Source organism: Actinoplanes sp. NPDC049548 (assembly GCF_040676695.1).
Classification (GTDB): domain Bacteria; phylum Actinomycetota; class Actinomycetes; order Mycobacteriales; family Micromonosporaceae; genus Actinoplanes.
This window is the reverse complement of sequence record NZ_JBFAPM010000003.1, coordinates 100,593-127,179: the sequence shown is the minus strand read 5'-3', so window position 1 is coordinate 127,179 and position 26,587 is coordinate 100,593. Positions and strand designations below refer to the sequence as shown.

Here is a 26,587-nt window from a genome sequence, read left to right as displayed (position 1 = left end):
CACTGCGGCGGGGATGAGCCATGATCGTTGTTAGTCTGCTGCTCATCCTCGTCGCCGTGACGCTGCTCGTCCTCGGCCTGGCCGGTGGCTCGAGCACCCTCCTGATCAGCTCCATCGTCGCCAGCCTGCTGGCAGCGGTGGCCCTGGTCGTCGGCGCCCGCCATGCAGGCGCCGGCCGTCGCGCCGTCGGCGAACCCCTCCCCGCCGACACCGACGACACCCTCCCCGCCACCGACGCGGCGTACGCCGGAGCCCCGGCCCACGCCGGCGCCTCCCACCGCGGTGCGGCCTTCCAGGATCCCGACCAGGTCTATGGCGGACCGGCGGAGCGGGCGCACCCCGTGCCGGAGTTCCCCGACGAGGCGGATCCCGACCGGATCATCCGCGAGGCCTTCGCCGGTGCGGCTGCGGGGAGCACCACAGCCGCCACGGACCGCAATCCCGAATCGGCGCCCACGGGCACCGATAGCACCGACAGCGAACCGGACCGCGCCGCCGCGTACGCCGCGGGTCAGCGCGACACCGAGGCGGGCCTCACGGACCCGTCCCGGGCGGCGGCCGGTCCGGGCCCCGACGTGACCCAGCGGGTCGAGCCGGATCCCGGCCTGCCCACCGAACCGGCACTCGACGGCGCCGACGCCGGTGCGGACCGCGCCCCGTACTCGGGCACGGACGCGGACCGCACCGCCCCGGGCACCGGAAACCGCCCCGGCGACGACTACGACCAGGCATCGTCGCTGATCGGTGGTGCCCGCGCGACCGACGACGAGTCCTGGCGGCGTGCCGGTGCGCTCGACCGCGAGGACCAGACGGGCGGTGCCGGGGCAGCCGGGGAGTTCGGCGAACCGGATCCCGACGATCCCGACGACGAGCCGCTGCCGCAGAAGGTCCGGCCCGCGGACGCCGTCCGGGTGGCGCGGCTGGACGCCGAGGTCGAGGTGGTGGACGGGCGGCCGCGCTACCACATGGGCGACTGCGCGCACCTCAACGGCCGGCAGACCGAGTCGCTGCCGGTGGCGGAGGCGGTCGAGCTGGGCTTCAGCCCGTGCGGGCTGTGCCGGCCGGTGGACCGCCTGGTCGCCGCAAGCGTGCGCTGACCCGGGCCCTCCGGCGGCAGTTGCGCTCCGTTGTCGGCTGACCCCGCTACGACGGGGGAACGAAGATCGGCACAATGGGGCATGGCCAAGCGGCGCGCGCCCTCCGACCGGCCCGGTTCCCCGGACCGGCCCGGAGGCGCCGCCGCGGGTCCCACCGGTCCGGCGGGCGGGTCCGGGACGCGTACGGGTGATCCACGCCCGCACGGATCGGCCTGCTCCGTCGCCGTGCGGGTGCGGCCCGGCGCCGGACGGGACCGGGTCGGCGGGCGGTATGACGGACCGCACGGGCCGGCCCTGATCGTGGCCGTCGGGGCGCCCGCCGTCGACGGCAAGGCGACCGAGGCGGTGCGGCGGGCGCTGGCCGCGGCGCTCGGCGTCCGTCCGGCCGCCGTGACGCTCAAGGTCGGTGCGACCAGCCGGGACAAGGTCTTCACCGTCGCCGGGGACGTCGCGGGCCGGCTCGTGGAGCTCCGCGACGGGACCTCGTGACCGGCGGGCTGGACCTCGCTCTGCTCCTCGGGGCAGCAGTCCTGCTCGTCGCCGTGGCGGCGGTGCGGCTGTCCACCCGGCTCGGACTGCCCAGTCTGCTGGTCTATCTGCTGATCGGCATGGCGCTGGGCGAGTCGGGGCTCGGCATCCGGTTCGATGACGCCGAGCTCACGCGTACCCTCGGCTTCTGCGCCCTGATCATGATCATCGCCGAGGGTGGGCTGACCGCGCGCTGGACCACCCTGCGGCCCGTGCTGGGACTTTCGGCGATCCTCGCCACGCTCGGGGTGGCGGTCAGCATCGCGGTCGTCGGCGCCGTCGTGCATTTCCTGCTCGGGCTCGACTGGCGGCTCGCCCTGCTCTACGGGGCGGTGCTGTCCTCGACCGACGCCGCGGCGGTGTTCGCCACCCTCCGGCGGTTGCGGCTGCCGCCCCGGCTCGTGGCGACGCTCGAGGCCGAGTCCGGCATGAACGACGCCCCGGTGGTCCTGCTGGTGGTGTTGCTGTCGACCGCCCGGTTCGCTCACCCGTGGTGGTACGAGCTGCTGGTCGTCGGGTACGAGCTGGCCGCCGGCGCCGCGATCGGGGTCACCGTGGGCCTGGCGGGGCGGTGGCTGCTGCGGCACGCCGCGTTGCCGTCCGCGGGGCTGTACCCGATCGCCGCGGTGGGGCTGACCGTGCTGGCGTACGCGGCCGGGGCCGTGGCGCACGCGTCCGGGTTCCTGGCGGTCTACGTGGCCGGCGTGGTGCTGGGCAATGCCCGGCTGCCGCACCGCCGGGCCATTCTCGGGTTCGCCGACGGGCTGGCGTGGCTGGCACAGATCGGCCTGTTCGTGCTGCTCGGGCTGCTGGTCTCGCCCCACGAGCTGCCCGCCGCACTGGTGCCCGCGCTGGTCGTCGGCGCCGCCCTGGTGTTCTTCGCCCGGCCGCTGTCGGTGTGGGCGTCGGCCGTCGCGGCGCGCAGGTCCCGCCGGCTCGGCTGGCGCGGGCAGGCGTTCCTGTCCTGGGCGGGGCTGCGCGGCGCCGTCCCGATCGTCCTGGCGACCATTCCGCTGTCGAGCGCCACGCCGGGGGCCGACGGGCTGTTCGACGCGGTCTTCGTCCTCGTGATCATCTTCACCCTCGTGCAGGCCGGGACGCTGGCTCCGGCCGCGCGCCGGCTGGGGGTGACCGCGCCCGCCGAGGCCGCCGAGATCCACGTGGAGACCGCGCCGCTCGAGAGCATGCGTGCCGACCTGCTGCAGATCGACGTCGCGCCCGGGTCGCTGCTCGCCGGGGTGCACATCGACGAGCTGCGCCTGCCGGCCGGGGCGAGCGTCACGCTGGTCGTCCGCGAGGGGGCCGGTTTCGTGCCGGGACCGGACACCCGGCTGCGTACGGGGGACAGCCTGCTGATCGTCGCCACCGCAGACGTCCGCGACATCGCCGAGCGTCGCTTGCGGGCGGTGAGCCGCCGCGGACGGCTGGCGCGCTGGTTCGGCGAGGACGGCACCGAGCAGCGCTGAGCCGCGCCCGGATGCGCAGGCGTCGGGTATCCGACGCGGCGTACGGGCCGATTCCTCCGGGTTGCGCCGGAGCCCGGGCGGTGCGCCTTGTTGTCGCTGCTCCTCACGTTACGTATCCTTGCGAGCCTCCGGGGTGCGCGGCGGAAACGGCCGCGCCGTTTGTGCACTTGGGGCTGTGCACCTGGTCGCGCGGGGGCGTGACCTGACGCCGGCCGGGTGTGGTGGTCGGCCGCATCCCGGTCCGACCGACACCGCCGATTTCGCCGCGCCCGGCGCGGCTCAGGGGAGCGACGATGGCCAAGGCAACCGAGAAGGCTGCGCCCGAGCGGTCCCGCAGCGAGGCGGAGACCGAGAAGATCCGCGTCGCGCTCGTCGAGCGCCGGGACGAGCTGCAGGCGGAGTACGACCAGTCGCTCAGCGAGATCACCGAGCTGCAGCGCGAGCGTTTCGCCGACTCCGCGGGCGACGACCAGGCGGACACCGGCACGAAGACGTTCGAGCGCGAGCAGGAGATCACGCTGGCGAACAACCTGCTGGAGCGCATCAACCAGGTGGAGCGCGCCCTCGAGCGTCTCGGCGAGGGCAACTACGGTTGGTGCGAGCGATGCGGCAACGCCATCCCGGTCGAGCGGCTGGCGGCTTTCCCGGTCGCGACCCTCTGTGTGTCCTGCAAGCAGCTGGAGGAACGACGCTGAACGCCGACGAGGCAGCGGGCGGCACCCCGGAGACCGGCGCCGGGCGTCCGGCCCGGTCCGGGTTCGCGGGTACGGCGGTGACGGTCCTCGGGATCACCGCGGTGCTCGCCGTCGTGCTCGACCAGCTGGTCAAGGAGCTCTGCACCAACGGGCTGACCGAGGGTGAGCCGGTCCGCATCCTCGGCGGCCTGGTCTATCTGTCCCTGCTGCGCAACAGCGGTGCCGCCTTCAGCCTGGGCAGCGGGTACACGTGGGTGTTCCCGCTGGTGACGCTGGCCGTGGTCGGCTGGATCGGCTGGATGACCACCAGGCTGCGCTCGGTGCCGTGGGCGGTCGCGCTGGGCCTGGTGCTCGGCGGCGCGCTCGGCAACCTCGGCGACCGGTTGTTCCGGGCCCCCGGGGTGTTCCAGGGGCACGTCGTCGACATGATCAGCCTCTTCGGGCCGTACGGGGAGTACTTCGCGGTGTTCAACATCGCCGACAGCTGCCTGAGCGTCGGGGTGGTCCTTGCCGTGCTGCTCGAGCTCACCGGCCGGCAACGTGACGGTTCGCGGGCGGTCAAGACCAGGGAGAAGACCTCAGCATGACGGCGCGTTCTCTGCCCGTACCGGACGGTCTGGACGGGATGCGTCTCGACCAGGCCGTGTCGCGTCTCTTCGGCCTGTCCCGGACGGCGGCCGCGACGCTCGTCGAGGCCGGGGACGCCCTGGTCGACGGGGTGCCGCGGCCGAAGTCCGACAAGGTGAGCGCGGGCGCCTGGCTCGAGGTCACGCTGCCCGCGCCGGTCACCGCGCCGGCGGTCGTGGCGGAGCCGGTGCACGGGATGACCGTCGTCTACAGCGACGATGACATCGTGGTGGTGGACAAGCCGGTCGGCGTGGCGGCGCATCCGAGCCCCGGCTGGACGGGCCCGACCGTCATCGGCGGCCTGGCCGCGATGGGACAGAACGTCGCCACCAGCGGCGCCGCGGAGCGCCAGGGCGTCGTGCACCGCCTCGACGTCGGCACGACCGGGCTGATGGTGGTCGCCAAGAGTGAGCTGGCCTACAGCGTCCTCAAGCGCGCCTTCAAGGAGCGCGAGGTGGACAAGCGCTACCACGCGATCGTGCAGGGCCACCTCGACCCGCTGCGCGGCACCATCGACGCGCCCATCGACCGGCACCCCACCGCCGACTACAAGTACGCGGTCGTGTCCGGCGGGAAGCCGTCCGTGACGCACTACGACACGCTCGAGGCGTTCCGCTCGGCCAGCCTCATCGACGTGAAGCTCGAGACCGGGCGCACCCACCAGATCCGGGTGCACTTCTCCGCCATGCGGCACCCGTGCGTCGGCGACCTGACGTACGGCGCCGATCCGACCCTCGCCGCGCGCCTGCAGCTGGGCCGGCAGTGGCTGCACGCCCGCGAGCTCGGCTTCCTCCACCCCCGGACGCAGGACGAGGTCCGGTTCGTCAGCGACTACCCTGACGACCTGGGGTACGCGCTCGACGTGCTCCGCGACGCGACCTGACCACGTCCGCGGCGAGGGGGAGTCGCCCATGAGGCCCGGGGACCGGATGATGCCACCGGCGGCGCGCGCCCTGCTGCGCGCCGGCTGGGGACCGGTCCGGCTGCGGTTGCTGACCGGGCTGACCCTGGCGTCGGTCGTCGCCGTGCTGGTCACCGTCGTGCTCATCACCGACCGCGGGCCCGACGGGCGGAGCCCGGCCGGCGACGTCGTCCGGGTCGGCGTGGTCGAGGGCCAGTCCGTCTCCGGCTACCTGCGCTCGAGCCAGAACGAGCTCGCCGCGCTGCTGCCCGCCTCCGGGGCGCCCACCGCCGGGCAGACCTGGGCGCTGGTGAGCCTGGCGGACTACTACGCGCCGGACAAGCTGGCCGCTCCGCTGGACGGCGCAGCGATCGCCCAGGTGTACGCGCGGGCCCCGCTGCCGAACGTGCGGACGCCGGTGGTGCGGATCCCGGTGTACCGGATGCCCCAGGACGTGGTCGCCGGGATGCTGAACGCCGCCGTGGCCCGCGACCAGGAACAGGCGGACTACCGCAAGCTCAGCGAGGAGCTGAAGGGCGACGGCGTCAACGAGGTCCGGCTGCGGGGGGCGTACGACAGCGCCGCGCAGACGGCCGCCGCGGAGGCCGCCGCCTACCGGGCGCACTGCGCCTGCATCTTCGCCGCCGTGATCCGCGCGGACCCCGCCGTGCTGGAGCGCATCGCCGGGCGTCCCGAGGTACGCGTCGTCGACCCGGCGCCGGAGGTGCGGCAGCTGGACCGCACGGAGTTCCGCCCGGTGCTGCCCGAGCAGACCACCACCGTGCCCGACGACGACACCTCTGTGTCGCCCGTGCCATCGCAGCTTGTGACTGTTGCCCCCGCGGACCCCGCGCCACTACCCTCATCGTCCGGGACCGGTGTGACGTCGGCCTCACCCACCGGATCCGCGCGGGCGCCCGGGTCCTCGGCCACGGCACCGGAGGAGAGCGCTGCCGTACCTTCTGCCCCGCCCGCGGATCCGGGTCCTGACGTGCCGTCCTCGGCCGTGGGAGCATCCCGGGGCGCGCCCGGGCGTTAATTTTTCCGTCGGCGTCGACCAGAACGGCCTCCCGAGCCGTATGGACGAGTGGATGCACGTGCGTGAGCGTTGTGCCAGCAGGTGATCAACTGAGCGCGCATTTGCGGCTGCCAGGTGTGGCCCGAATAGGGTTGGCGTCCGTAGCCTGTTGCAGGGCGACGACGCCCGCCGAGGAGAGCGATCGGACTTAGATCGGGATAGCGCTGGGAGGACGAGCCGTGGACGGGACCGAGACCGGCTGGGGCCGGCCTGCGGAACCAGCGCCGCGTTGGCGGGCGCTGCTCGACCGTGCGCGGCATGCATCCCGGACCGCCGAGGAGGCCCACGAGGCCGAGCAGCAGGAACGGGAGGCCGAGGCCCGCCGTCCGGCGGGCGCGCCACCGCTGCCGAGCCGCCCCGTCGGCCGGCCCTTCAACCCGCTCGACCCGCGCCAGCGCGAGCAGGCCGGCAGCAACGGCTACGGCCCGCCCGAGCCGCCCCGGCTGCCGCCGGTCAACCCGCTCGACCGCCGTCCCGGCCGGGCCACCCTCGGCGAGCGTCTCGGCGCCACCGAGCCGCTCGCGCCGCCGGCCGAGCCCCGGCCGGCCGACCCGCGCCCGGCCAACCCGCTGGAGGCGCGGCGCCAGTCGCGGATCGGGGAGGGGTTCCAGGCGCGTCCCGACGCGGAGCCGCACAGCTTCTTCAACCCGGCCACCCGCGCGGTCCCGCCGTCGATCGGCCGGGTCGCCCCGGAGCAGGCCGTCCCGCACAGCAGGGGTGCGGCCTCGGTCGGCTCGGCGTCCGTGCTGCCGCCGCCCGTCGTGCCGCGCGCCGCTCCGCCGCCGCCCGTTGCGCCCCCGGCCGCGGCGCCCGCTCCGGTCCCGCCGCCGCTGACGGCGCCCGCGGTGTCGCCGCTGTCCCCGGCACGGCCGCCCCGGTCCGCGCCCGCGGCCCCGTCGCCGACCTCGCCCGCCCCGGCGCGCATCGAGTGGCGTCAGACCCGGCCGGAGCCCGAGGACCGCGCCGCCGGGATCCTGCGCCGCAAGCTGGGCAAGCCCCGGGTGATGGCGTTCGCCAACCCCAAGGGCGGGGTGCACAAGACCACCGCGACCGTGCTGGCGGCGGCCACCATCGGCAGCGTCCGCGGCCGTGGCGTGCTGGCCTGGGACGACAACGAGCTGCGCGGCACGCTGGGCCTGCGCGCCGGCAGCGCCCGCCACGCGCGCACGATCCGGCACCTGGTCGGCGACCTGCTCGAGATCGAGAACATGCACGGCAACGACCTGATGCAGTATTTCGACGGCTATTTGCGGCACGCCTCCGACGGGTCTTACGACGTGCTCGCCGGCGAGGAGAACCCGCGCTTCGCCCAGCGGCTCGACCAGAGCACGGTGCGCCGGGTGATGGACCTGCTGCGGCGTACCCATGACGTGATCTGTGTGGACACCGGCAACAACGTCGAGAGCGTCAACTGGCAGACGGTCATGCGCAGCGCCGACCAGCTGGTCATCACGACGGTCCCGCGCGAGGACGCCGCGTTCACCGCCGACTGGATGCTGGACGTGCTCAACGAGACCGGCATGGAGGACCTCGTCGCCAACGCGGTGACGCTGATCTCCTGCCCGTCGCCGGGCAAGCTGCCGCTGCTCGACGACCTCGCCAAACACTTCGCCACCCGGACCCGCGCGGTCGCCGTCGTCCCCTACGACCCGGCGCTCGAGGTCGGCTCGTCGATCGAGTATTCGGTGCTCCAGCCGGAGACCCGGCAGGCGTGGCTGCGGGCCGCCGCTGTGATGATCGAGCCATTCGCCGAATAGGCGGTGTCGTGTGTGCCGCCCACCGCGGCCGAAGGACTAGGCTCTCAGGGCCGGATCCGCCGCGGGAGTAAGGGGGCCCTGGGTGTCTGACTCGTTCGTGCACCTCCACGTGCACACCGAGTATTCGATGCTCGACGGAGCGGCCCGGCTGAAGGACCTGTTCGCCGAGGCCAACCGGCTCGGCATGCCGGCGGTGGCGATCACCGACCACGGCAACATGCACGGGGCGTACGACTTCTACACGCAGGCGACGGCGGCCGGTGTCACACCGGTGATCGGCATCGAGGCGTACGTGGCTCCCGAGTCGCGGCTGCACAAGGCGCGCGTGAAGTGGGGCCGACCGGAGCAGAAATCGGACGACATCTCCGGTAACGGTGCGATCACCCACAAGACCATGTGGGCGCGCAACGCCCAGGGGCTGAAGAACCTGTTCCGGCTCAGCAGCCGTGCGTCCATGGAGGGCCACTACGTCAAGTGGCCCCGGATGGACATGGACATCATCGCCGAGCACGCCGAGGGCATCATGGCGACGACGGGCTGCCCGTCCGGCGCGGTGCAGACCCGGCTGCGGCTGGGGCAGTTCGACGAGGCGTACAAGACCGCCGCGCAGTACCAGGAGATCTTCGGCAAGGACAACTACTTCCTCGAGATCATGGACCACGGTCTCGAGATCGAGAACCGGGTCCGCGACGGCCTGCTCGACATCAGCCGCCGGCTCGGGATCCCACCGCTGGTCACCAACGACTCGCACTACACCCACGAGGCCCAGGCCGAGGCGCACGACGTGCTGCTGTGCGTGCAGACCGGCAGCAACATCGCCGACCCCAACCGGTTCCGCTTCGACGGCGGCGGCTACTTCATCAAGTCCGCCGACCAGATGCGCGCGGTCGACTCCTCCGACGCGTGGCTCGAGGGCTGCCGCAACACCCTCCTGGTCGCCGAGAAGGTCGACACCGAGGGCATGTTCACCTTCAAGAACCTGATGCCCCGGTTCCCGGTGCCGGAGGGCCACACCGAGGAGTCGTGGTTCCGCCACGAGGCGTTCGAGGGGCTCAAGCGCCGTTTCCCCGCCGGCATCCCGGAGACCCACATCAAGCAGGCCGAGTACGAGCTCGGGGTCATCATCCAGATGGGCTTCCCGTCGTACTTCCTCGTGGTCGCGGACTTCATCCAGTGGTCGAAGCGCAACGGCATCGCGGTGGGGCCGGGCCGCGGTTCGGCGGCCGGCTCGCTGATCGCGTACGCGATGGGCATCACCGACCTCGACCCGCTGCCGCACGGCCTGATCTTCGAGCGGTTCCTCAACCCCGAGCGCGTCTCCATGCCCGACGTCGACATCGACTTCGACGAGCGCCGGCGCGGTGAGGTCATCCGCTACGTCACGGAGAAGTGGGGCGAGGACAAGGTCGCCCAGATCGCGACGTTCGGCACGATCAAGGCGAAGGCCGCGATCAAGGACTCGGCCCGGGTGCTCGGCTACCCGTTCGCGGTGGGTGACCGGATCACCAAGGCGCTGCCCCCGGACGTGATGGGCAAGGGCATCCCGCTGTCCGGCATCTTCGACAAGGACCACAAGCGGTACAGCGAGGCCGGTGAGGTCCGGGCGCTGTACGAGCAGGACCCCGACGTCAAGAAGGTGATCGACACCGCGCGGGGCATCGAGGGCCTGATCCGGCAGACCGGTGTGCACGCCGCCGGCGTCATCATGAGCGCCGAGCCGATCATCGACCACATCCCGCTCATGCGCCGCGCCACCGACGGCGTGATCATCACGCAGTTCGACTACCCGACCTGCGAGACGCTCGGCCTGCTGAAGATGGACTTCCTCGGCCTGCGGAACCTGACGATCATCGACGACGCCGTGAAGAACATCGAGCTCAACCACGGCAAGGGTCTGGACCTGCTGGCGCTGCCGCTGGACGACAAGCCCGCCTACGAGCTCCTGGCCCGCGGCGACACGCTGGGCGTGTTCCAGCTCGACGGCGGGCCGATGCGGTCGCTGCTGCGTCTCATGAAGCCGGACAACTTCGAGGACATCTCCGCGGTCCTGGCCCTCTACCGGCCCGGCCCGATGGGTGTCGAGTCGCACACCAACTACGCCCTGCGCAAGAACAAGCTGCAGGACATCACGCCGATCCACCCGGAGCTGGAGGAACCGCTGCGGGAGATCCTCGAGCCGACCTACGGCCTGATCGTCTACCAGGAGCAGGTGCAGCGCGCGGCGCAGATCCTCGCCGGATACAGCCTTGGCCAGGCCGACCTGCTGCGGCGGGCGATGGGCAAGAAGAAGAAGGAGATCCTCGACAAGGAGTTCATCCCCTTCCGCGACGGCTGCCGTGAGCACGGCTACAGCGACGAGGCCATCCAGGCGGTGTGGGACGTCCTCGTGCCGTTCGCCGGGTACGCGTTCAACAAGGCCCACTCGGCCGCGTACGGCCTGGTGTCCTACTGGACGGCGTACCTCAAGGCGCACTACCCGGCGGAGTACATGGCCGGCCTGCTGACGAGCGTCGGCGACGACAAGGACAAGATGGCGATGTACCTGGCCGAGTGCCGGCGCATGGGCATCCACGTCCTGCCGCCCGACGTCAACGAGTCCGCCGGACCGTTCACCCCGGTCGGCCGGGACATCCGGTTCGGGCTCGCCGCGATCCGCAACGTCGGGCACAACGTGGTGGAGGCGGTCGCCCGCTGCCGCGACGAGAAGGGCAAGTATCAGGACTTCTACGACTTCCTGTCCAAGGTGGACGCGGTCGTCTGCAACAAGAAGACCATCGAGTCCCTGATCAAAGCCGGTGCCTTCGACTCGATGGGGCACAGCCGCAAGGGCCTGCTGGCCGTGCACGCCGAGGCGATCGACGCGTACGCCGACGTCAAGCGCAACGAGGCCGCGGGGCAGTTCGACCTGTTCGGGGCGTTCGGGGACGAGGCCGGCGGCAGCTCCGCGACGGTGGCGATGCCGCCGATCACCGACGGCGAGTGGGACAAGCGCGACAAGCTCGCCTTCGAGCGCGAGATGCTCGGCCTCTACGTCTCGGACCACCCCCTCGCGGGCCTCGAGCAGGTCCTCGCGAACGCCGCCGACACCACGATCGCCGCGCTGAACGAGGAGGGCTCGGTCCCGGACGGGCAGGTCGTCACCCTCGCCGGCATCCTCACCGGCGTCCAGCGGCGGATCACCAAGCAGGGCCGCGCCTGGGCGTCGGCCACCCTGGAGGACCTCGCCGGCGGGGTGGAGACGCTGTTCTTCCCGAACACCTACGAGGTGATCGGCCAGTACATCGCCGAGGACGCGATCGTGGTGGTCAAGGGGCGGGTCGACCGCCGCGACGACACCCCGCGCATCATGGCGATGGACATGTCGATGCCCGACGTGACCCACAACCCCGACTCGAAGCCGATCACGCTGACGATGCCGATCACCCGGTGCACCCCGCCGCTGGTCTCCGAGCTGAAGGAGATCCTCGTCAGCCATCCCGGCGACAGCGAGGTGCACGTGCACCTGCTCAACGGCAGCCGCAAGACGGTGATGCGCCTCGGCGGGTTCAAGGTCGCACCGACCCCGGCGTTGCGCGCCGACCTGAAGATGATCCTCGGCCCGTCGGCGGTCGCTTGATGGCGACCGGTCAGGAGCCCGTCTACCCGTACGGGCCGCCGGAGGCTTCCGGCTGGGAGGTGCCCCGGTCCCACCGGCCGTGGGGCCGCGCCGTGATCGTCACGATCTCGATCATCGCGGCGATGGCCGTGGCCGGCGCGCCGCTGGGCCTGCTGTGGTCCTGGCTGGCGCCGTCGGTGCCGGTCGTCAACGCCGGCCAGAACGGCATCGTGGTCAACGACCCGTCGCCGGAGGAGTACATCGCCGCCGACGGCTGGTTCACCCTCATCGGCTTCGCCTTCGGCCTGGTCGCCGCGATCGTCGCGTGGCTGGTGCTGCGCCGCGACCGGGGGCCGGCGGTGCTGCTGGGAGTGACGCTCGGCGGCCTGGCGTCCGCGCTGACGATGTGGGTGACCGGGCGGTCGGTCGGGCTCGGCGCGTGGCACGACTGGCAGGAGACCTCGGCGGCGGGCGCCTCGTACAGCAAGCCGCCGGACCTGCACGCCTACGGGGCGCTGCTGGTCGCCGCGTTCGCCGCCGTGATCGTCACGACGCTGCTGGCCGGCTGGTCGAACGATCCCGACCTGGACAAGCCGGGCGCGAAGCCCGGCTACGGCCACGACCTCGGCGCGGACACCGGCGGGCCGCATGACCTTCTCGGCGGCCCGGAGAGCCTTCCGGGCGGGCCGGTCAGTTCGGGCTCACCGGCCGGGCCAGATCCGACAGCGGCACCGGCACCGCCCGCACCTTGGCCAGCAGACCCGCCTCGCGGTTGAGCAGCCGCAGCTCGCTGCGCAGCCGGACGGCGGTGTCGGGCGCGGCGAGGAGCTCCTGCCGCTCGTCGATGGTCAGCTGGGCCGTCGCGGCGATCAGGTGGGACAGCACGGTGGGGTCGTCCGGCACCTGGTCGAGGACCTCGGAGTTCGGTCGCAGCAGGTCGAGGTAGGTGCGGAAGGCGGTCAGCACCCGCGGCGCGAGCAGCTGCGCGGTCTCGTCGTCCGGCTCCTCGTCGGGCAGCCACTCGACCTCGGCGGTCAGGTACGGATGCGTGTCCGCGGCGATGCTCAGCACCCGGAACCGCCGCCGCCCGACCGTGACGATGTCGAAGCGGCCGTCCGGCAGCTCGGTCACCTGGCGCAGCTCCGCGGTGCAGCCCACGTCGTAGAGCTGGGCGAGCACGATCGGCGGCCCGTCGGACGGCTCGGCGTCGCCGTCGCCGGACAGCACCTCGGACCCCTGCCGCAGCGTCACCACCCCGAACTCGTGCGGCTCGTCGGTGGCCGTGGCGACCAGGTCGCGCACGAGGGTGCGGTATCGCTCCTCGAAGATGTGCAGGGGCAGCACCAGGCCGGGGAAGAGCACCGTGCCCAGCGGGAAGACCGGGAGAATCGCGCCCACGGTGCGAGCGTATCGGCATGGTCGCTGTCCGCGCGCCTTCCCGCTGCGGTGATCTTTGCTTCTCCGGCGGCAAAAGCCACATAGTGGCTCTTCCCACTGCCTGGTACGGCGGCCGGGGGTGCTCCGGCCGGCGGCCTAGACTTGGCGGCGTGCTGAACCGGATCGACCTGCGCGGCTCCCGCCGGGACCCGCGCGGTCTGCTGCCCCGTGCCCAGCTCGACGTCTCCCAGGCCGTCGAGAAGATCCGTCCCGTCGTGGAGGCGGTCCGGGAGCATGGTTTCGCCGCGATCCGGGAGGCCACCGAACGCTTCGACGGCGTACGTCTCGAGCGGCTGCGGGTGCCCGCCGAGGCCATCGCCGCGGCGGCCGAGTCCCTCGACCCGGACGTGCGTGCCGCCCTGCTCGTGGCCATCGAGCGCGCCCGCAAGGTGCACGCCGACCAGCGCCGCACGGACGTGACCACGCAGGTGGTGCCCGGCGGCAGCGTCACCGAGCGGTGGGTGCCGGTATCCCGCGTCGGCCTCTACGTCCCCGGCGGCCTCGCCGTCTATCCGTCCACCGTGGTCATGAACGTCGTGCCCGCCCAGGAGGCCGGCGTCGGCTCGCTGGTGGTGGCCAGCCCGCCGCAGCAGGACAACGGCGGCCTGCCCGACGCCCGCGTCCTGGCGGCCTGCGCCCTGCTGGGCGTCGACGAGGTCTATGCGGCGGGCGGCGCCCAGGCGATCGCCATGCTCGGCTACGGCTCCGACGGTGCCGACGAGAACGACCGCTGCGAGCCCGTCGACGTCATCACCGGACCAGGCAACATCTGGGTGACCGCGGCCAAGCGGCTGCTGCAGGGCACGGTCGGCATCGACGCCGAGGCGGGGCCCACCGAGATCGCCATCCTGGCCGACGACACGGCCTCGCCGGTGCACGTCGCCGCCGACCTGATCAGCCAGGCCGAGCACGACCCGCTGGCCGCGAGCGTGCTGGTCACCGACTCCCCGGAGCTGGCCGACGCGGTGGACGCGCAGCTCGCCGTGCTGGTGCCGGCGACCAAGCACGAGGCCCGCGTGCGCGAGGCGCTGGGCGGCAGGCAGTCCGGCGTGGTGCTCGTCGACGACCTCGAGCAGGGCCTGACGGTCGTGGACGCGTACGCGGCCGAGCACCTGGAGATCCAGACCCGCGACGCGCGAGAGTGGGCGATGCGGGTGCGCAACGCCGGGGCGATCTTCGTGGGGGCGTACTCGCCGGTGTCCCTGGGCGACTATGCGGCCGGCTCCAACCACGTGCTCCCGACCGCGGGCTGCGCCCGGCACTCGTCCGGCCTTTCCGTGCAGTCGTTCCTGCGCGGCATCCACGTCGTCGAGTACGACGAGGCGGCCCTGCGCGACGTCGCCCCGCACGTGGTCGCGCTCGCCAACGCCGAGGACCTCCCGGCGCACGGGCAGGCCGTCACGGCGAGGTTCGCGTCGTGACCACGCTCGACGACCTGCCGCTGCGCGACGACCTGCGCGGGAAGTCCCCGTACGGCGCGCCGCAGCTCGACGTGGCGGTGCGGCTCAACACCAACGAGAACTCGTACCCGGTGCCGGACGCGGTCGTCGACGCGATCGGCAAGGCGGTGCAGGCGGAGCTGCGCGACCTGAACCGGTATCCCGACCGTGACGCCGTCGCCCTGCGCGCCGATCTCGCCGGCTACCTCGGGCACGGGCTGACCACCGCGAACGTGTGGGCGGCCAACGGCTCCAACGAGGTGCAGCAGCAGCTGTTGCAGACGTTCGCGGGCCCGGGGCGCACGGCGCTCGGGTTCGGCCCGTCGTATTCGATGCATCCCCTGCTCGCCGCCGGCACCGGCACCCGCTGGATCGGCGCGCTGCGCGACCCCGACTTCGGCCTCACCCCGGCGTCGGCGCTGGCCCAGCTCCAGGAGCACGACCCCGACCTCGTCTTCCTGTGCTCGCCCAACAACCCGACCGGCACCGCCCTGGACCCCGGCGTCGTCACCGCGGTGCTCGAGGCGGCGCGCGGCATGGTGATCGTGGACGAGGCCTATGCGGAGTTCGCCCGTCCCGGCACCCCCAGCGCCCTCGGCCTGCTCGCCGACCACGCGCGGCTGGTCGTGACCCGCACCATGAGCAAGGCGTTCGGTTTCGCCGGCGGCCGGTTGGGCTATCTCGCCGCGGATCCGGCCGTGGTCGACGCGGTGCAGTTGGTCCGCCTGCCGTACCACTTGTCCGCGCTGACCCAGGCCGCAGCCCGCGCGGCGCTGGCCGAGCGGAACGCCCTGCTCGCCACCGTGGACGCGATCAAGGAGCAGCGGGACCGCATCGTCACCACGTTGCGGGACCGGGGCGTCGAGGTGGCCGACAGCGACGCCAACTTCGTGCTGTTCCGGACCGGCGCCGACCAGAAGGCCGCCTGGCATGCCTTCCTGGAGCGCGGGGTGCTGATCCGCGACGTCGGCCTGACCGGCTGGCTGCGGGTGACCGCGGGCACCGAGACCGAGACTTCCGCCTTCCTGAGCGCCGCCGAGGAGATTCTGTCGTGAGCCGCACCGCGCGCATCGAGCGCGTCACCAAGGAGACCAAGGTCCTCGTCGAGATCGACCTCGACGGTACGGGCCAGGGCGACCTCTCCACCGGCGTCGGGTTCTACGACCACATGCTCAACCAGCTCGCCAAGCACGGCGGCTTCGACCTCACCGTGCGCACCGAGGGCGACCTCGAGATCGACGCCCACCACACCATGGAGGACACCGCCATCGCGCTGGGCGAGGCCTTCGCCCAGGCGCTCGGCGACAAGGCCGGGATCCGGCGGTACGGCTCGGCCACGATCCCGATGGACGAGGTGCTCTGCCGCGCCGCGGTGGACCTGTCCGGCCGGCCGTACGTGGTGCACGACGAACCGGAGCTGGCGCCGTACATCGGGCCGGTCTACCCGACGAGCATGACCCGGCACATCTTCGAGTCGTTCGGTCACGCCGCCAAGGTGACCCTGCATGTCAGCGTGCTGCGCGCGGCCCGCGACGGCGGCCGCCCCGACGCCCACCACGTCGTCGAGGCGCAGTTCAAGGCGTTCTCCCGGGCGTTGCGCGAGGCCGTCGAGATCGACCCGCGCAACGCCGGCGCGCTGCCGTCGACGAAGGGCGTGCTGTGACCCTCGTGCCGATCCTGCTGCTGGGGCTCGCCGGCATCCTGGTCGGCGGCGTGATCTCGCTGGCCCGGCAGGGTGCCACCAAGTTCTCCATCGGACTCGTCGCCGCGCTGGCCGTGCTCGCGCTCGCCGGCGGGGTGCTGTGGCTCATCCCGGGGGACTCGCGATGACGAGCGTCGTGATCCTCGACTACGGGTCGGGCAACCTGCGGTCGGCGGAGCGGGCGGTCGCGCGTACCGGTGTGGACGTCACCGTGACCGACGACCTCGACGCCGCCGCGGCGGCGGACGGCCTGGTCGTGCCGGGTGTCGGCGCCTACGCGGCCTGCATGGCGGGCATCGACAAGCTGGGTGCCGGCCCGGTCATCGCCGCTCGGGTGGCGTCCGGGCGTCCGGTGATCGGCATCTGCGTCGGCATGCAGATCCTCTTCGAGACCGGCGTCGAGCACGGCGTCGAGACCCGCGGCCTGGGCCTGCTGCCCGGCGCGGTGACCAAGCTGGCTGCCCGGCGCATCCCGCACATGGGCTGGAACACGGTCACGCCGCCGGAGGGCTCGGTCCTGCTCGACGGGCTGGCGGCGGACACCCGGTTCTACTTCGTGCACTCGTACGCCGCGTCCGATCTCGAAGCCCTCGAGAACGCCGGGGCCAAGGTCACCACGGCCGCGCACGACGCGCCCTTCGCGGCGGTCGTCGAGCACGGGCCCCTGTCGGCCGCCCAGTTCCACCCGGAGAAGTCCGCCGACGCGGGCTACGCGCTGCTGCGCAACTGGGTCGCCGGGCTCTGACACGGTGAGCAAGGAAAGGGCCCTGCGGCGGGCCGAGCGGCTCGCCGTCCTGGAGAAGGAGAAGGCCGCCCGCGCGCGCCGCGTCGCCAGGCGGGACCGTCGCCGCGCCCTGATCCGCTCGCTGCGGCCGCAACGGCGCGGCTCCGGGCGGCTGCACCGGCGCAGCCGCGCCCAGCGCGTCGGCATCGTGGTCGTGCCGCTGCTGGCCTCGGCCCTGATCTGGTTCCTGGTGCCGGAGCTCGCGCTGCGCATCGTCCTCATCGCGTTGATCGTTCTCGTCCTGCCGGCCCTGGTCGTCGTGGTCCTCGGCCGTCGCTAGCTGATCGGAGTTCCCCGTGACCCTCACCCTGCTGCCCGCCGTCGACGTCGCGGACGGCCAGGCGGTGCGCCTCGTCCAGGGCGCCGCCGGCTCCGAGACCGGCTACGGCGACCCGCTCGAGGCCGCCCTCGCCTGGCAGAACGACGGCGCCGAGTGGGTGCACCTGGTCGACCTCGACGCCGCCTTCGGCCGGGGTTCCAACGCCGCCCTGCTCGCCGACGTGGTGGGCCGCCTCGACGTCAAGGTCGAGCTCTCCGGCGGTATCCGCGACGACGAGTCGCTGCGCGCCGCCCTCGGCACCGGTGCGGCCCGCGTCAACATCGGCACGGCCGCCCTGGAGGACCCGCAGTGGTGCGACCGCATCTGCGGCGAGTACGGCGACCGCGTCGCGATCGGCCTGGACGTGCGCGGCCGTACGCTCTCGGCCCGGGGCTGGACGCGCGACGGCGGTGACCTCTTCGAGGTGCTGGTGCGGCTCGACAAGGCGGGTGCGGCCCGCTACGTGGTCACCGACATCACCAAGGACGGCACCATGAAGGGGCCGAACCTGGAACTGCTGCGCGAGGTGTGCTCACGGACGCCGGCGCCGGTGATCGCCAGCGGCGGCGTGTCCACCCTGGACGACCTGCGCGCCCTGGCCACCCTCGAGCCGGTCGGCGTCGAGGGCGTCATCGCCGGCAAGGCGCTCTACGCGGGCGCGTTCACGGTCGCCGAGGCCCTCACCGCCCTGCGCTCGGCATGATCGAGCGGTTCGGCTCGGGCGGTCCCTGGGAGGAACGGTACGGCTACTCCCGCGTGGTCCGCGCCGGCGACCTGCTGGTGACGGCCGGCTGCACGGCCACGGTGGACGGCGTGGTGGTCGGCGTCGGTGACCCGCGGGAGCAGGCGCTGACCGCGTTCCGCATCGGCCTGGACGCCCTCGCCGGGGCGGGCGCGGCCCCCGCTGACGTGATCCGCACCCGCATGTACGTCACCGACCGGGCGTACGCGGAGGCGGTCACCCAGGTGCACGGCGAGCTCTTCCGGGACGTACGGCCGGTGACGGCGCTCATCGTGGTGGCGGGGCTGCTGCACGAGGACCACCTCGTGGAGGTCGAGCTCGACGCGTACGTGGGCGGCTGATCACGCGGCCTGCCGGTCCCACGCCTGTCGCAGCACCGCCCGTGCGGCGGTGAGCGCCGGCCGGGTGCCCGAGGCCGAGCGCCAGGCCAGGACGATGCGGCGGGTCGGCTCCGGGCGTACCGGAACCGCGGTGACGCCCTGCGGCAGGGCAGGCCGCGCGAGGCGCGGCACCATCGCGATCCCCAGACCGGCCGCGACCAGCGTGAGCTGGGTTTCGAACTCGCCGACGTGGAAGCCGGGACGCACACCGGGAAGGACCCGCAGCAGCCATTCGTGGCAGATGTCGCCGGCCTTCGCGGCGATCCACGTCTCGTCGCGCAGCCGGCTCAGCCGCACCGACGGTTCGCTCGCAAGCCGGTGACCGGACGGCACGACGAGGTCCGCCACGTCGCGGCCGATCTCCTCGTGGGCGACGCCCGGCGGGTAGCGCAGGGACACCTCGGGCCAGTCGTCGAGCACGGCCAGGTCGACGTGGCCCCGGCGCAGTGTCTCCAGGCCCTCGTGCGGGTTCACCTCGACGAGGCCGGTGGTCAGGTGCGGGTGGTCGGTGGCCAGCCGGTGCAACGCGTACGGGAGCAGCGACCGGCAAGCCGTGGCGAACGCGGCCACCGTGAGCCGCCCGACGACGGTGTCGCGATGCGCGGCGAGCGCGGCCTCGGCCTCGTCCACCGTGGCCAGCACCCGTTCGGCGTGGTCGGCGAGCACCCGGCCCGCCTCGGTCAGCCGCAGCCCACGGCCCGCCTTCTCCACCAGCGTGGCGCCGGTCTCCCGTTCGAGCTTGCCGAGCTGCTGGGAGACCGCTGACGGGGTGCAGTGCAGGGCGTCCGCGGCCGCGAGCACCGTGCCGTAGCTGGCCACGGCGTGCAGCGCCCGGAGCCGGCCGAGATCGATCATGTAGCGACGCTACACCGTCAGGCAAGAATTATTCGCTGGTGCTTCACGTACGGCTCGCCGAGGCTGAGCGGGTGAAACCCCGTGACATCGCCCTGGCCGTCGCCATCGCCGCCGCCTGGGGCGTCAACTTCGTGATCATCGACGTCGGACTCGGCCACTTCCCGCCGCTGCTGTTCAACGCCCTGCGCTTCACGCTCGCCGCCTTTCCGGCCGTGCTGCTGGCCGGCCGTCCACCCGCCGCCTGGCGCTGGGTCATCGCGGTGGCCCTCGCGCTGAGCGTGACGAAGTTCTCGCTGCTCTTCGTGGGGATGCACGCGGGGATGCCGGCCGGCCTGGCCTCCCTCGTGCTGCAGAGCCAGGCGGTCTTCACCATCGGACTGGCGGCGCTGCTGCTGCGCGAACGCCCCGGTCGCCGGCAGCTCGCCGGCCTCGCCGTCGCGGCGGCCGGCATCGGCGTCGTCGCCACCCGGGTCGGCGCCGGCGGACTGCCGGCCGGGGCCTTCGCGTCGGTGCTGGGCGCCGCCGCGGCCTGGGGACTGGCCAACATCGCCACCCGCCGCGCGGCACCCACCGACGTCCTGCGGTTCATGATCTGGGTCAGCGCCGTGGCGTCCGTCCCGCTGATCCTGCTCTCGCTGCTCGTCGAGGGGCCGGCCGCCGACCTCGCCGCGCTGCGCGCGATCGACGGACCGGCCGTCGCGGCCCTGCTCTATGTCGTGCTGGTCGCGACCCTCGCCGGCTTCGGTGGCTGGGGCCTGCTGATCCGACGGTACGGCGCCAGCCCGGTGGCCCCGTTCTCGCTGCTGGTGCCGGTGTTCGGCCTCGCGTCCGCGGCGCTGTTCCTCGGCGAGCGGATCCACCGCACCGACCTGCTCGGCGGGGTCCTGGTCATCGGGGGAGTGCTCGTGGGGGTCGCACCGGTGGTTCGCCCGCTCGATAGGGTGGCGGCATGACGGTCGCGGTGCGGGTGATCCCTTGTCTGGACGTGGACGCCGGGCGGGTGGTCAAAGGGGTCAACTTCGTCGACCTGCGCGACGCCGGGGACCCCGTCGAGCTGGCCGCCGCGTACGACGCCGCGGGTGCCGACGAGCTGACGTTCCTGGACGTGACCGCCTCCTCGGACGACCGGGGCACCATGCTCGACGTCGTCCGCCGTACGGCCGAATCGGTCTTCATCCCCCTGACCGTCGGCGGCGGCGTCCGCTCGGTGGAGAACGTCGACACCCTTCTGCGCGCGGGCGCGGACAAGGTCGGCGTCAACACGGCGGCCATCCACCGCCCGGAGCTGATCTCCGAGATCGCCGACCGCTTCGGCAACCAGGTGCTCGTGCTCTCGCTCGACGTGCGGCGGGTGCCGTCCGGCCCGTCGCCCGAGCACCCGAGCGGCTGGGAGGTCACCACCCACGGCGGCCGCAAGTCCGCCGGCCTCGACGCGGTCTCCTGGGCCCGCCGGGTGGCCGAGCTCGGTGCGGGCGAGATCCTGCTCAACTCGATGGACGCCGACGGCACGAAGGCGGGCTTCGACCTGGAGCTGATCGCGGCGGTGCGGGCGGTCGTCGACATCCCGGTGATCGCCAGCGGCGGGGCGGGAGCGGTGGAGCACTTCCCGCCGGCGGTGGCGGCCGGCGCGGACGCGGTGCTGGCGGCCAGCGTGTTCCACTTCGGAGACCTGACCATCGGCGAGGTCAAGCAGAGCCTGCGGGCGGCCGGCAACCCGGTCCGCTGAGCGTCGGCCGCCTTGGTCAGCGGCCGTCGGCGAGACGTAGGGAGTATTCGCGAACGGCTGCGTTGTAGGTCTTCTCGTCCAGCTTCCAGTCGGAGTCGCCGGGCGTCGCCGCGCGGTTGAGCTGGGTCTGCAAGGTCACGACCGCTGACGAGAGGCCGCTGAACGGGCGCGTACGCCACAGCTGCTCACCGGCCGGCGCCACCTCGACCAGGTCGTCGTCGACGGTCAGCAGGCCCGCGCCGGCGAGGCGGCGGACCGACTCCTCGAGCTCCGAGCGGCTCGGGACGCTGTGGTGCAGGAAGTCGGCGGCGGCCAGGACGTCCGCCAGGCTCGCCCCCGTCACGGGCAGGGCGGCGTGCAGCGCCCGGTCGCGCTCGAGGCGCTCGGCGATGACCGCGGACACGAAGATCCATGCGTCGTTCCAGTGCCAGCCAGCCCCCATGCCGCAATGATGCCGTCTGTCCGGCCAACCGGAAAGCACATGTGTCGCGATGATCACGACCTGTGTCCTGCCGCACGGACAAATCGCCCGTGCGGCGGTCACTCGTCCCGCGTAGGTCACCCGTGGCGCAGCTGGTCACTCGATTTTGCAGCGGTCGCCGCGGTTCCACCTAGGAGGATGCGAGCGCGGGCGCCGGGCGCGTCGCACCCGTCGTGGCCCGCACCGCGAACACCGGCATCAGGAGCTGGACCAGTGGTCCGATCGCCAGGGCGTACGCGATGGTGCCGACACCGACCGTGCCGCCGAGCAGGAAGCCGGTCGCCACGACCGACACCTCGATGGTGGTGCGGACCAGGCGGATGGACAGCCGCGGGAAGCGGTTGACGATGCCGGTCATGAGGCCGTCGCGGGGGCCGGGGCCGAACCGGGCGCTGAGGTACATGGCGGTCGCCACGCCGTTGAGCAGGATGCCGACGACCAGGTACGTGACGCGCATCGCCATCGACCCGCCCGGGGTCAGGACCGACAGGGCGGCGTCCACGACGAGGCCGATCACCACGAGGTTGGCCATGGTGCCGAAGCCGGGCCGTTGCCGCAGCGGGATCCACAGCAGCAGGATGGGGATGCCGGCGAGGATCACCACCCAGCCGAGGCTGACCCCGGTGGTGTTCGACACGCCCTGGTGGAAGACGTCCCAGGAGGTCAGGCCGAGGCGGGACTCGACCATGAAGGCCATGCTTATGCCGTACAGGACCAGGCCCGCGAAGAGCTGACTGACTCGGCGGGGAAGGCGGCGGGTGGTCGTTTCGGGGTTGCTCTGGAACGTCATGAGTGCCACTCTGAAGGCCAATTGGACCGGCTGACAGAGCCAATTTCGGGGAGGTGGCCATGACGACGTCGGTGCGGGGAGGCCAATTGGCCCGCCTGCTGGGTCAGTGGCACTCGCTTCCGGGCCGCCACCGCAGCCCCGACTACGCCGCGCTGGCCGGTGCCGTCCGAGGACTGCTGACCGACGGGCGGCTGCCGCTGGGCGTACGGTTGCCCGCCGAGCGCGAGCTGGCCGAGGCGCTGGGCGTGAGCCGGACGACCGTCACCGCCGCGTACCGGAGCCTCCGCGAGACCGGCCACCTGACCAGCCGGCGCGGCGCCGGCAGCTGGACCACCCTGCCGAACGGTCACCGGGTCGCCAGCTCCGGCCTCTGGACACCCAGCGACGACCTCGACATGATCGACATGGGTGTGGCGGCCTCGGCGGCGCCGGTCGAGCTGGTGCCGGCCGCGCGCGCCGCCGCCGACGACCTGCCGCGCTTCCTGGGCAGCGCCGGCTACCACCCGACCGGCCTCACGGAGCTGCGCGAGGCCGTCGCCGCGACCTACACGGCCCGGGGCGTGGCCACCAGCGCCGAGCAGATCCTCATCACCAGCGGCACGCAGCAGGCCCTCGACCTGGTGCTGCGCCTGTCCGTCCCGGCGGGCGCGCCGGTGCTGGTGGAATCCCCGACCTACCCCAACGCGCTGGCCGCACTCTCGGCCCGCCGCGCCCGGATCAGCACCCATGGCCTCGACGCCGGCACCGGCTGGGACGGGGAGCTGCTGCTCGCGGCGCTGCGCCAGACCCGGCCCAGGCTGGCGTACGTGATCCCCGAGTTCCAGAATCCGACCGGCCACCTCATGCCGGCCACCTTGCGCGAACGCCTCGTCGCCGCGGCCCACGCCACCGGCACCGAGCTGGTCGTCGACGAGTCCTTCGTGGACCTCCCGCTCGACGGCGACGAGATGCCCCCACCGGTCGCCGTCTTCGACCGCCACTCCCGCGTGGTCTCGATCGGCGGCATGAGCAAGGCATACTGGGGCGGCCTGCGCATCGGCTGGGTCAGGGCGTCCGCGCCGCTGGTGCAACGCCTGGCCGCGCTGCGGGTCGGCGTCGACATGGCAAGCCCGGTCCTGGAACAGCTCGTCGCCGTCCACCTGCTCCAGGACGCGCCGAGCATCGTTGCCGCCCGACGGGCACAGCTCGCCTTCCGCCGTGCCGCACTCGTGGAGGCGCTGACCGAGCACCTGCCGGAGTGGCGCTTCACCGTGCCCCGCGGCGGCGTGACGCTGTGGGCGGAGCTGGACGGCCCGATCTCGAGCGCGCTGTCCCGGGCGGCCGAGGACGTGGGCGTGCGGCTCGCGCCGGGACCGCGATTCGGGCTCGACGGAACGCTGGAACGCTTCGTACGCCTGCCGTTCACGCTGGCGGCGGATGATCTGACGGAGGCGATCCGGCGCATCGCCTCGGTGCGCCACGACCTGGACCGCGCATCCCGGCCGGCCTGGCGCACGCCGGCGGTCATCGCATGACCGGGCAGCAGGCGCCCCGGACCCGGGCCCGGCGCAAGGCGGACACGCTGGCCAAGCTCGAAGGCCCGGTGGCCGACTGCTGGGTGGCCACCGCGGACGGCGCAACCCCCTACCTCGTCCCGCTGACGTTGGCCTGGCTGCGCGAACGCATCGTCCTCGCGACCGACGGAAACTCCCGCACGGCTCGCGCGATCACCGCTACCGGGACCGCGCGGCTGGGGCTGGGCGGCACCAGGGATGTCGTGATGATCGACGTGCGGCTGGAGTCGGTCACCGCCGTCAACGCGGCACCGGACTGGCTGGCCGAGGGCTACGCCGGCCGGGCGGACTGGGACCCGCGAACGGCCGGCGACGGCTACGTCTTCCTCGTGCTGGCCCCGGACCGGATTCAGGCCTGGCGCGAGGCCGACGAGATCCCCGGCCGCACTCTGATGCGCGCCGGGGTCTGGGAGTGCTGACCGGCCGAACCCGTCCGCTGCGGCGCTGATCGTGACATCGCCGGGCCCTGCTACCGCACGTCAACGACCGACCTCGATCAGCCCGGAAGATCGACATGAATTCGCCAGGAGACCAACCGGCTTATTCGTATCGTCCGTGCCGAGTAGGCGCGCCCTTCTGGCCGATCAACGCCCGCGGGAACCGAACGCGGTGGGATGACACCGCCAACCACAGCCGCGTTCAAGCACATGTTTGGCTGCGGTAGGTAATTGCGCCCGAATTCGCCATCAAGGAGGGCCTCGTCCGCCTTTCCACCGTGATCGGCGGCGGTTACCTTGCCGGGCCGGAATGAGAATGGCCGCTGATTCGATGACGACGGGAAATCCGGGCGCACGGGAGCGGTGGGCAGGCTTCGGTCGGAGCCGCTTTCTGGGCACAAGGGATGGCCGGCGGTGTCCACGACTGTCGCGCCCGGTTGGAGGTGGCGGGCCGGCCGCGTGCGTCCGCTGCGTGGTTGTCGCCTCGCGTGGGGGATCTTCCGCGCTGTTGCTTTGCGCTTCGCCTTCCTGGGGTGCGGTGCCTCGGCCCGGGTCGTCATTCCGTACGGAGCTTTCCGGCTGCTCGAGATGACCGGTTGTGTCACCTTGACGCCTCGTGCGTGGCGGCGTCTCAGGGTGGGGGTCGCCGGGGCGACGGTCGTCAGGGTGGGGACCGCCAGGGCGGAGGTCGTCAGGGCCGGGCTGCGGCCGGCGGGCCGGTCCGCGGACTCGCGCAGGCGGCGCAGGCGCCGGGAATGACGTTGCACCAAGCCCCACGAGCGGTGCCGCTCATGCTCGAGTCGGAACTTCTCAGCCGTCGGCGAATAGCTGCGACGCAGCGTCCGGTCCCGCACATTCTTCGTGGGGAACAATGCGAGCTGCATCATCCCATTATTGTCTCAGGAGCCCGCAGGGCTCGACCATGATCACCGCCTGTATTTCATATTCAGAAAGGATTCTTGGCCCGCTGGGTGGTCCGCACATCCGAGTCGACGACAACAGCGACAAGGCCACGCATATCGATTGCTTTGACTAAGCGATGTCTCGTAACGATCAGCGGGTAGGGCTGTCTTCGGGCGACGGCGGGTCGTCCTGGTCGGGCTGCCAATAGAAGGTAACTGACCACCATGGGCCGTCCTCGGTGATGTCCTGGCTAACTGTCAGGTCGAGGATGTCCATCGGATCGATGCCGCGCGCCTCGATCTCGTCGGCAACTCGCCGCAGCAGGCGCGGCAGGTCTGTGCTCCCGTCATCGCGTGGGTTGGCCAGGCTGAAGCGGCGAGACGTCCACCATTCGCTCACTGCATGATTCTGTCGGCGGTTGCGCCCAGTTCGTGGAGTGTTGCGGGAACCCGACGGCTTTCTCGATGCAGTGATGGTCAACGATGGCATGGTGCAGGTGGTCTCAGCGTCGTGCCCGAAGTTGATTCACCCGTTCACCGGACTGCAGCCAGCGCAGTTCTGCCGGCTGGTGCGTCTGGTCGCCCGACGCGGCGGTGATGCCGACGGGCGTCCGGGCCATCCCTGGGCGCTTGACCTGCCGGATCGGGTGCTGCTGGTGGCCGTGCATTGGCGTACGAACCTGACGATGCGTCGACTTGGGCCGCTGTTCGGGGTGTCGCACTCGACGGCCCACCGTGTGATCGACACGGTCGGACGGCACCCTGATCCCGACCCGTGACCATCGACTCGCCGCGCAAAGCAAGAACTACCGCTATTCGGCGAACCTGCAGGTGGCCATCGACGCCAACACCCACCTGGTCATCGCCTTGGGCGAGCCGCAACCCGGCAACCGTAACGACACGATCGTCTACCGCAGCAGCGGCATCAACACCCAGCTCGCCGGTCGTGAGGTGATGGCTGACGGCGGCTACCGCGGCAACCCCGAGGTGATCATGCCGTACCGCAAACCCCGTGACGGCAGCGAGCTGACCGAGTGGAAGCAGGACTGCAACACCGGCCACCGCAAGGTCCGCGCTCGTGTCGAGCATGCCCTGGCCCGACTCAAGACCTATCAGATCCTGCGCGACTACCGTCGCGCCGCCCGAACCCTCGCTGTCACCTCGGCCGGAATCGCTCACCTGCACAACATCGCCCTGGCCGGCTGACCCGCAAACCAGCCACAGGCAACAACCCGAGGAGTTACGAGACATCGCTTAGCTGCGATGCGCCGGCCTTTGGGGCTTTGCCTGGCAACT

27 protein-coding genes and 1 pseudogene are annotated in these 26,587 nt (G+C 72.4%); 23 read left to right on the top strand and 5 right to left on the bottom strand.

Annotation, left to right across the window (positions count from 1 at the left end; genetic code table 11):
• Positions 1-20: 20 nt before the first annotated feature.
• The 10 genes from AB0J80_RS07760 to AB0J80_RS07715 all read left to right on the top strand — a co-directional run bounded on the left by AB0J80_RS07760 (position 21) and on the right by AB0J80_RS07715 (position 12,520).
• A complete protein-coding gene (locus AB0J80_RS07760) occupies positions 21-1,097 on the top strand; it encodes a phage holin family protein (protein WP_364702640.1) in 1,077 nt (358 codons plus the stop codon).
• Between the two features lie 225 nt (positions 1,098-1,322).
• A complete protein-coding gene (locus AB0J80_RS07755; RefSeq protein WP_364702598.1) occupies positions 1,323-1,586 on the top strand; it encodes a DUF167 domain-containing protein in 264 nt (87 codons plus the stop codon).
• Positions 1,583-3,091, top strand: a complete 1,509-nt coding sequence (locus tag AB0J80_RS07750; RefSeq protein WP_364701556.1) for a potassium/proton antiporter — start codon at positions 1,583-1,585, stop codon at positions 3,089-3,091. Before AB0J80_RS07755 ends, AB0J80_RS07750 begins: the two co-directional genes overlap by 4 nt.
• A gap of 293 nt (positions 3,092-3,384) precedes the next feature.
• A complete protein-coding gene (locus AB0J80_RS07745; protein WP_364701554.1) occupies positions 3,385-3,786 on the top strand; it encodes a TraR/DksA family transcriptional regulator in 402 nt (133 codons plus the stop codon).
• Positions 3,787-3,863: 77 nt separating this feature from the next.
• The gene (gene lspA / locus AB0J80_RS07740) at positions 3,864-4,373 is read left to right on the top strand and encodes a signal peptidase II (protein WP_364701552.1); all 510 of its coding nucleotides are present in this window, start codon (positions 3,864-3,866) and stop codon (positions 4,371-4,373) included.
• A complete protein-coding gene (locus AB0J80_RS07735; protein WP_364701550.1) occupies positions 4,370-5,296 on the top strand; it encodes an RluA family pseudouridine synthase in 927 nt (308 codons plus the stop codon). Before lspA ends, AB0J80_RS07735 begins: the two co-directional genes overlap by 4 nt.
• Positions 5,297-5,324: 28 nt before the next feature.
• Complete coding sequence (locus tag AB0J80_RS07730) at positions 5,325-6,353, top strand: hypothetical protein (RefSeq protein WP_364701548.1); 1,029 nt, start codon at positions 5,325-5,327, stop codon at positions 6,351-6,353.
• A gap of 218 nt (positions 6,354-6,571) precedes the next feature.
• Entirely contained in the window at positions 6,572-8,149 is a 1,578-nt protein-coding gene (locus AB0J80_RS07725) for an AAA family ATPase (protein WP_364701546.1), read from the top strand.
• Between the two features lie 82 nt (positions 8,150-8,231).
• Positions 8,232-11,765 carry a DNA polymerase III subunit alpha gene (dnaE, locus tag AB0J80_RS07720; protein WP_364701544.1) on the top strand — a complete coding sequence of 1,178 codons (3,534 nt, stop codon included), beginning with the start codon at positions 8,232-8,234 and terminating at the stop codon, positions 11,763-11,765.
• Complete coding sequence (locus tag AB0J80_RS07715) at positions 11,765-12,520, top strand: hypothetical protein (protein WP_364701542.1); 756 nt, start codon at positions 11,765-11,767, stop codon at positions 12,518-12,520. Before dnaE ends, AB0J80_RS07715 begins: the two co-directional genes overlap by 1 nt.
• Here the strand turns inward: AB0J80_RS07715 and AB0J80_RS07710 are convergent.
• Positions 12,435-13,142, bottom strand: a complete 708-nt coding sequence (locus tag AB0J80_RS07710; RefSeq protein WP_364701541.1) for an LON peptidase substrate-binding domain-containing protein — start codon at positions 13,140-13,142, stop codon at positions 12,435-12,437. The two genes, AB0J80_RS07715 and AB0J80_RS07710, sit on opposite strands and share 86 nt — an antisense overlap.
• 149 nt (positions 13,143-13,291) lie before the next feature.
• Here AB0J80_RS07710 and hisD point away from each other — a divergent pair, with 149 nt between their 5' ends.
• Genes hisD through AB0J80_RS07670 form a run of 8 tightly spaced genes read left to right on the top strand, consistent with a single transcriptional unit; the run spans position 13,292 to position 18,508 of the window.
• Positions 13,292-14,602 carry a histidinol dehydrogenase gene (gene hisD, locus AB0J80_RS07705; protein ID WP_364701539.1) on the top strand — a complete coding sequence of 437 codons (1,311 nt, stop codon included), beginning with the start codon at positions 13,292-13,294 and terminating at the stop codon, positions 14,600-14,602.
• Positions 14,599-15,675 (top strand): histidinol-phosphate transaminase, encoded by a 1,077-nt coding sequence (locus AB0J80_RS07700; RefSeq protein WP_364701537.1) that lies wholly within the window; start codon positions 14,599-14,601, stop codon positions 15,673-15,675. The genes hisD and AB0J80_RS07700 overlap by 4 nt, the downstream gene beginning before the upstream one ends.
• The gene (gene hisB, locus AB0J80_RS07695) at positions 15,672-16,283 is read left to right on the top strand and encodes an imidazoleglycerol-phosphate dehydratase HisB (RefSeq protein ID WP_364701535.1); all 612 of its coding nucleotides are present in this window, start codon (positions 15,672-15,674) and stop codon (positions 16,281-16,283) included. Before AB0J80_RS07700 ends, hisB begins: the two co-directional genes overlap by 4 nt.
• Positions 16,280-16,450, top strand: a complete 171-nt coding sequence (locus AB0J80_RS07690) for a hypothetical protein (RefSeq protein ID WP_364701533.1) — start codon at positions 16,280-16,282, stop codon at positions 16,448-16,450. Before hisB ends, AB0J80_RS07690 begins: the two co-directional genes overlap by 4 nt.
• Positions 16,447-17,067 carry an imidazole glycerol phosphate synthase subunit HisH gene (gene hisH / locus AB0J80_RS07685; protein WP_364701531.1) on the top strand — a complete coding sequence of 207 codons (621 nt, stop codon included), beginning with the start codon at positions 16,447-16,449 and terminating at the stop codon, positions 17,065-17,067. Before AB0J80_RS07690 ends, hisH begins: the two co-directional genes overlap by 4 nt.
• Before the next feature lie 4 nt (positions 17,068-17,071).
• The gene (locus AB0J80_RS07680; protein ID WP_364701529.1) at positions 17,072-17,386 is read left to right on the top strand and encodes a hypothetical protein; all 315 of its coding nucleotides are present in this window, start codon (positions 17,072-17,074) and stop codon (positions 17,384-17,386) included.
• 16 nt (positions 17,387-17,402) lie between these two features.
• Entirely contained in the window at positions 17,403-18,128 is a 726-nt protein-coding gene (gene priA, locus AB0J80_RS07675; protein WP_364701527.1) for a bifunctional 1-(5-phosphoribosyl)-5-((5-phosphoribosylamino)methylideneamino)imidazole-4-carboxamide isomerase/phosphoribosylanthranilate isomerase PriA, read from the top strand.
• Positions 18,125-18,508, top strand: coding sequence for a Rid family hydrolase (locus AB0J80_RS07670; RefSeq protein WP_364701525.1), 384 nt, complete (start codon positions 18,125-18,127; stop codon positions 18,506-18,508). Before priA ends, AB0J80_RS07670 begins: the two co-directional genes overlap by 4 nt.
• Here AB0J80_RS07670 and AB0J80_RS07665 read toward each other — a convergent pair whose 3' ends face one another.
• Positions 18,509-19,402 carry a LysR substrate-binding domain-containing protein gene (locus AB0J80_RS07665; protein WP_364701523.1) on the bottom strand — a complete coding sequence of 298 codons (894 nt, stop codon included), beginning with the start codon at positions 19,400-19,402 and terminating at the stop codon, positions 18,509-18,511.
• Between the two features lie 71 nt (positions 19,403-19,473).
• Here AB0J80_RS07665 and AB0J80_RS07660 point away from each other — a divergent pair, with 71 nt between their 5' ends.
• Together AB0J80_RS07660 and hisF are read left to right on the top strand one after the other, a co-directional pair.
• On the top strand, positions 19,474-20,355 hold the full coding sequence (locus tag AB0J80_RS07660; RefSeq protein WP_364701521.1) for an EamA family transporter: 882 nt from the start codon (positions 19,474-19,476) through the stop codon (positions 20,353-20,355).
• Positions 20,352-21,128, top strand: a complete 777-nt coding sequence (hisF, locus tag AB0J80_RS07655) for an imidazole glycerol phosphate synthase subunit HisF (protein ID WP_364701519.1) — start codon at positions 20,352-20,354, stop codon at positions 21,126-21,128. The genes AB0J80_RS07660 and hisF overlap by 4 nt, the downstream gene beginning before the upstream one ends.
• A 16-nt stretch (positions 21,129-21,144) precedes the next feature.
• Here the strand turns inward: hisF and AB0J80_RS07650 are convergent, their stop codons facing one another.
• Complete coding sequence (locus tag AB0J80_RS07650) at positions 21,145-21,570, bottom strand: hypothetical protein (RefSeq protein WP_364701517.1); 426 nt, start codon at positions 21,568-21,570, stop codon at positions 21,145-21,147.
• Positions 21,571-21,739: 169 nt separating this feature from the next.
• Positions 21,740-22,399, bottom strand: coding sequence for a hypothetical protein (locus AB0J80_RS07645; protein ID WP_364701515.1), 660 nt, complete (start codon positions 22,397-22,399; stop codon positions 21,740-21,742).
• Positions 22,400-22,458: 59 nt separating this feature from the next.
• Here AB0J80_RS07645 and AB0J80_RS07640 point away from each other — a divergent pair, with 59 nt between their 5' ends.
• Both AB0J80_RS07640 and AB0J80_RS07635 read left to right on the top strand, forming a co-directional pair.
• Positions 22,459-23,913, top strand: coding sequence for a PLP-dependent aminotransferase family protein (locus AB0J80_RS07640; protein WP_364701513.1), 1,455 nt, complete (start codon positions 22,459-22,461; stop codon positions 23,911-23,913).
• On the top strand, positions 23,910-24,371 hold the full coding sequence (locus AB0J80_RS07635; protein ID WP_364701511.1) for a pyridoxamine 5'-phosphate oxidase family protein: 462 nt from the start codon (positions 23,910-23,912) through the stop codon (positions 24,369-24,371). The genes AB0J80_RS07640 and AB0J80_RS07635 overlap by 4 nt, the downstream gene beginning before the upstream one ends.
• 1,071 nt (positions 24,372-25,442) lie before the next feature.
• Here AB0J80_RS07635 and AB0J80_RS07630 read toward each other — a convergent pair.
• The gene (locus AB0J80_RS07630; protein WP_364701509.1) at positions 25,443-25,691 is read right to left on the bottom strand and encodes a hypothetical protein; all 249 of its coding nucleotides are present in this window, start codon (positions 25,689-25,691) and stop codon (positions 25,443-25,445) included.
• 91 nt (positions 25,692-25,782) lie between these two features.
• On the opposite strand from AB0J80_RS07630, the pseudogene AB0J80_RS07625 reads away from it, so the two are divergent.
• Positions 25,783-26,497 (top strand): annotated as a pseudogene (locus AB0J80_RS07625) (transposase family protein).
• The last annotated feature ends 90 nt before the right edge of the window (positions 26,498-26,587 follow it).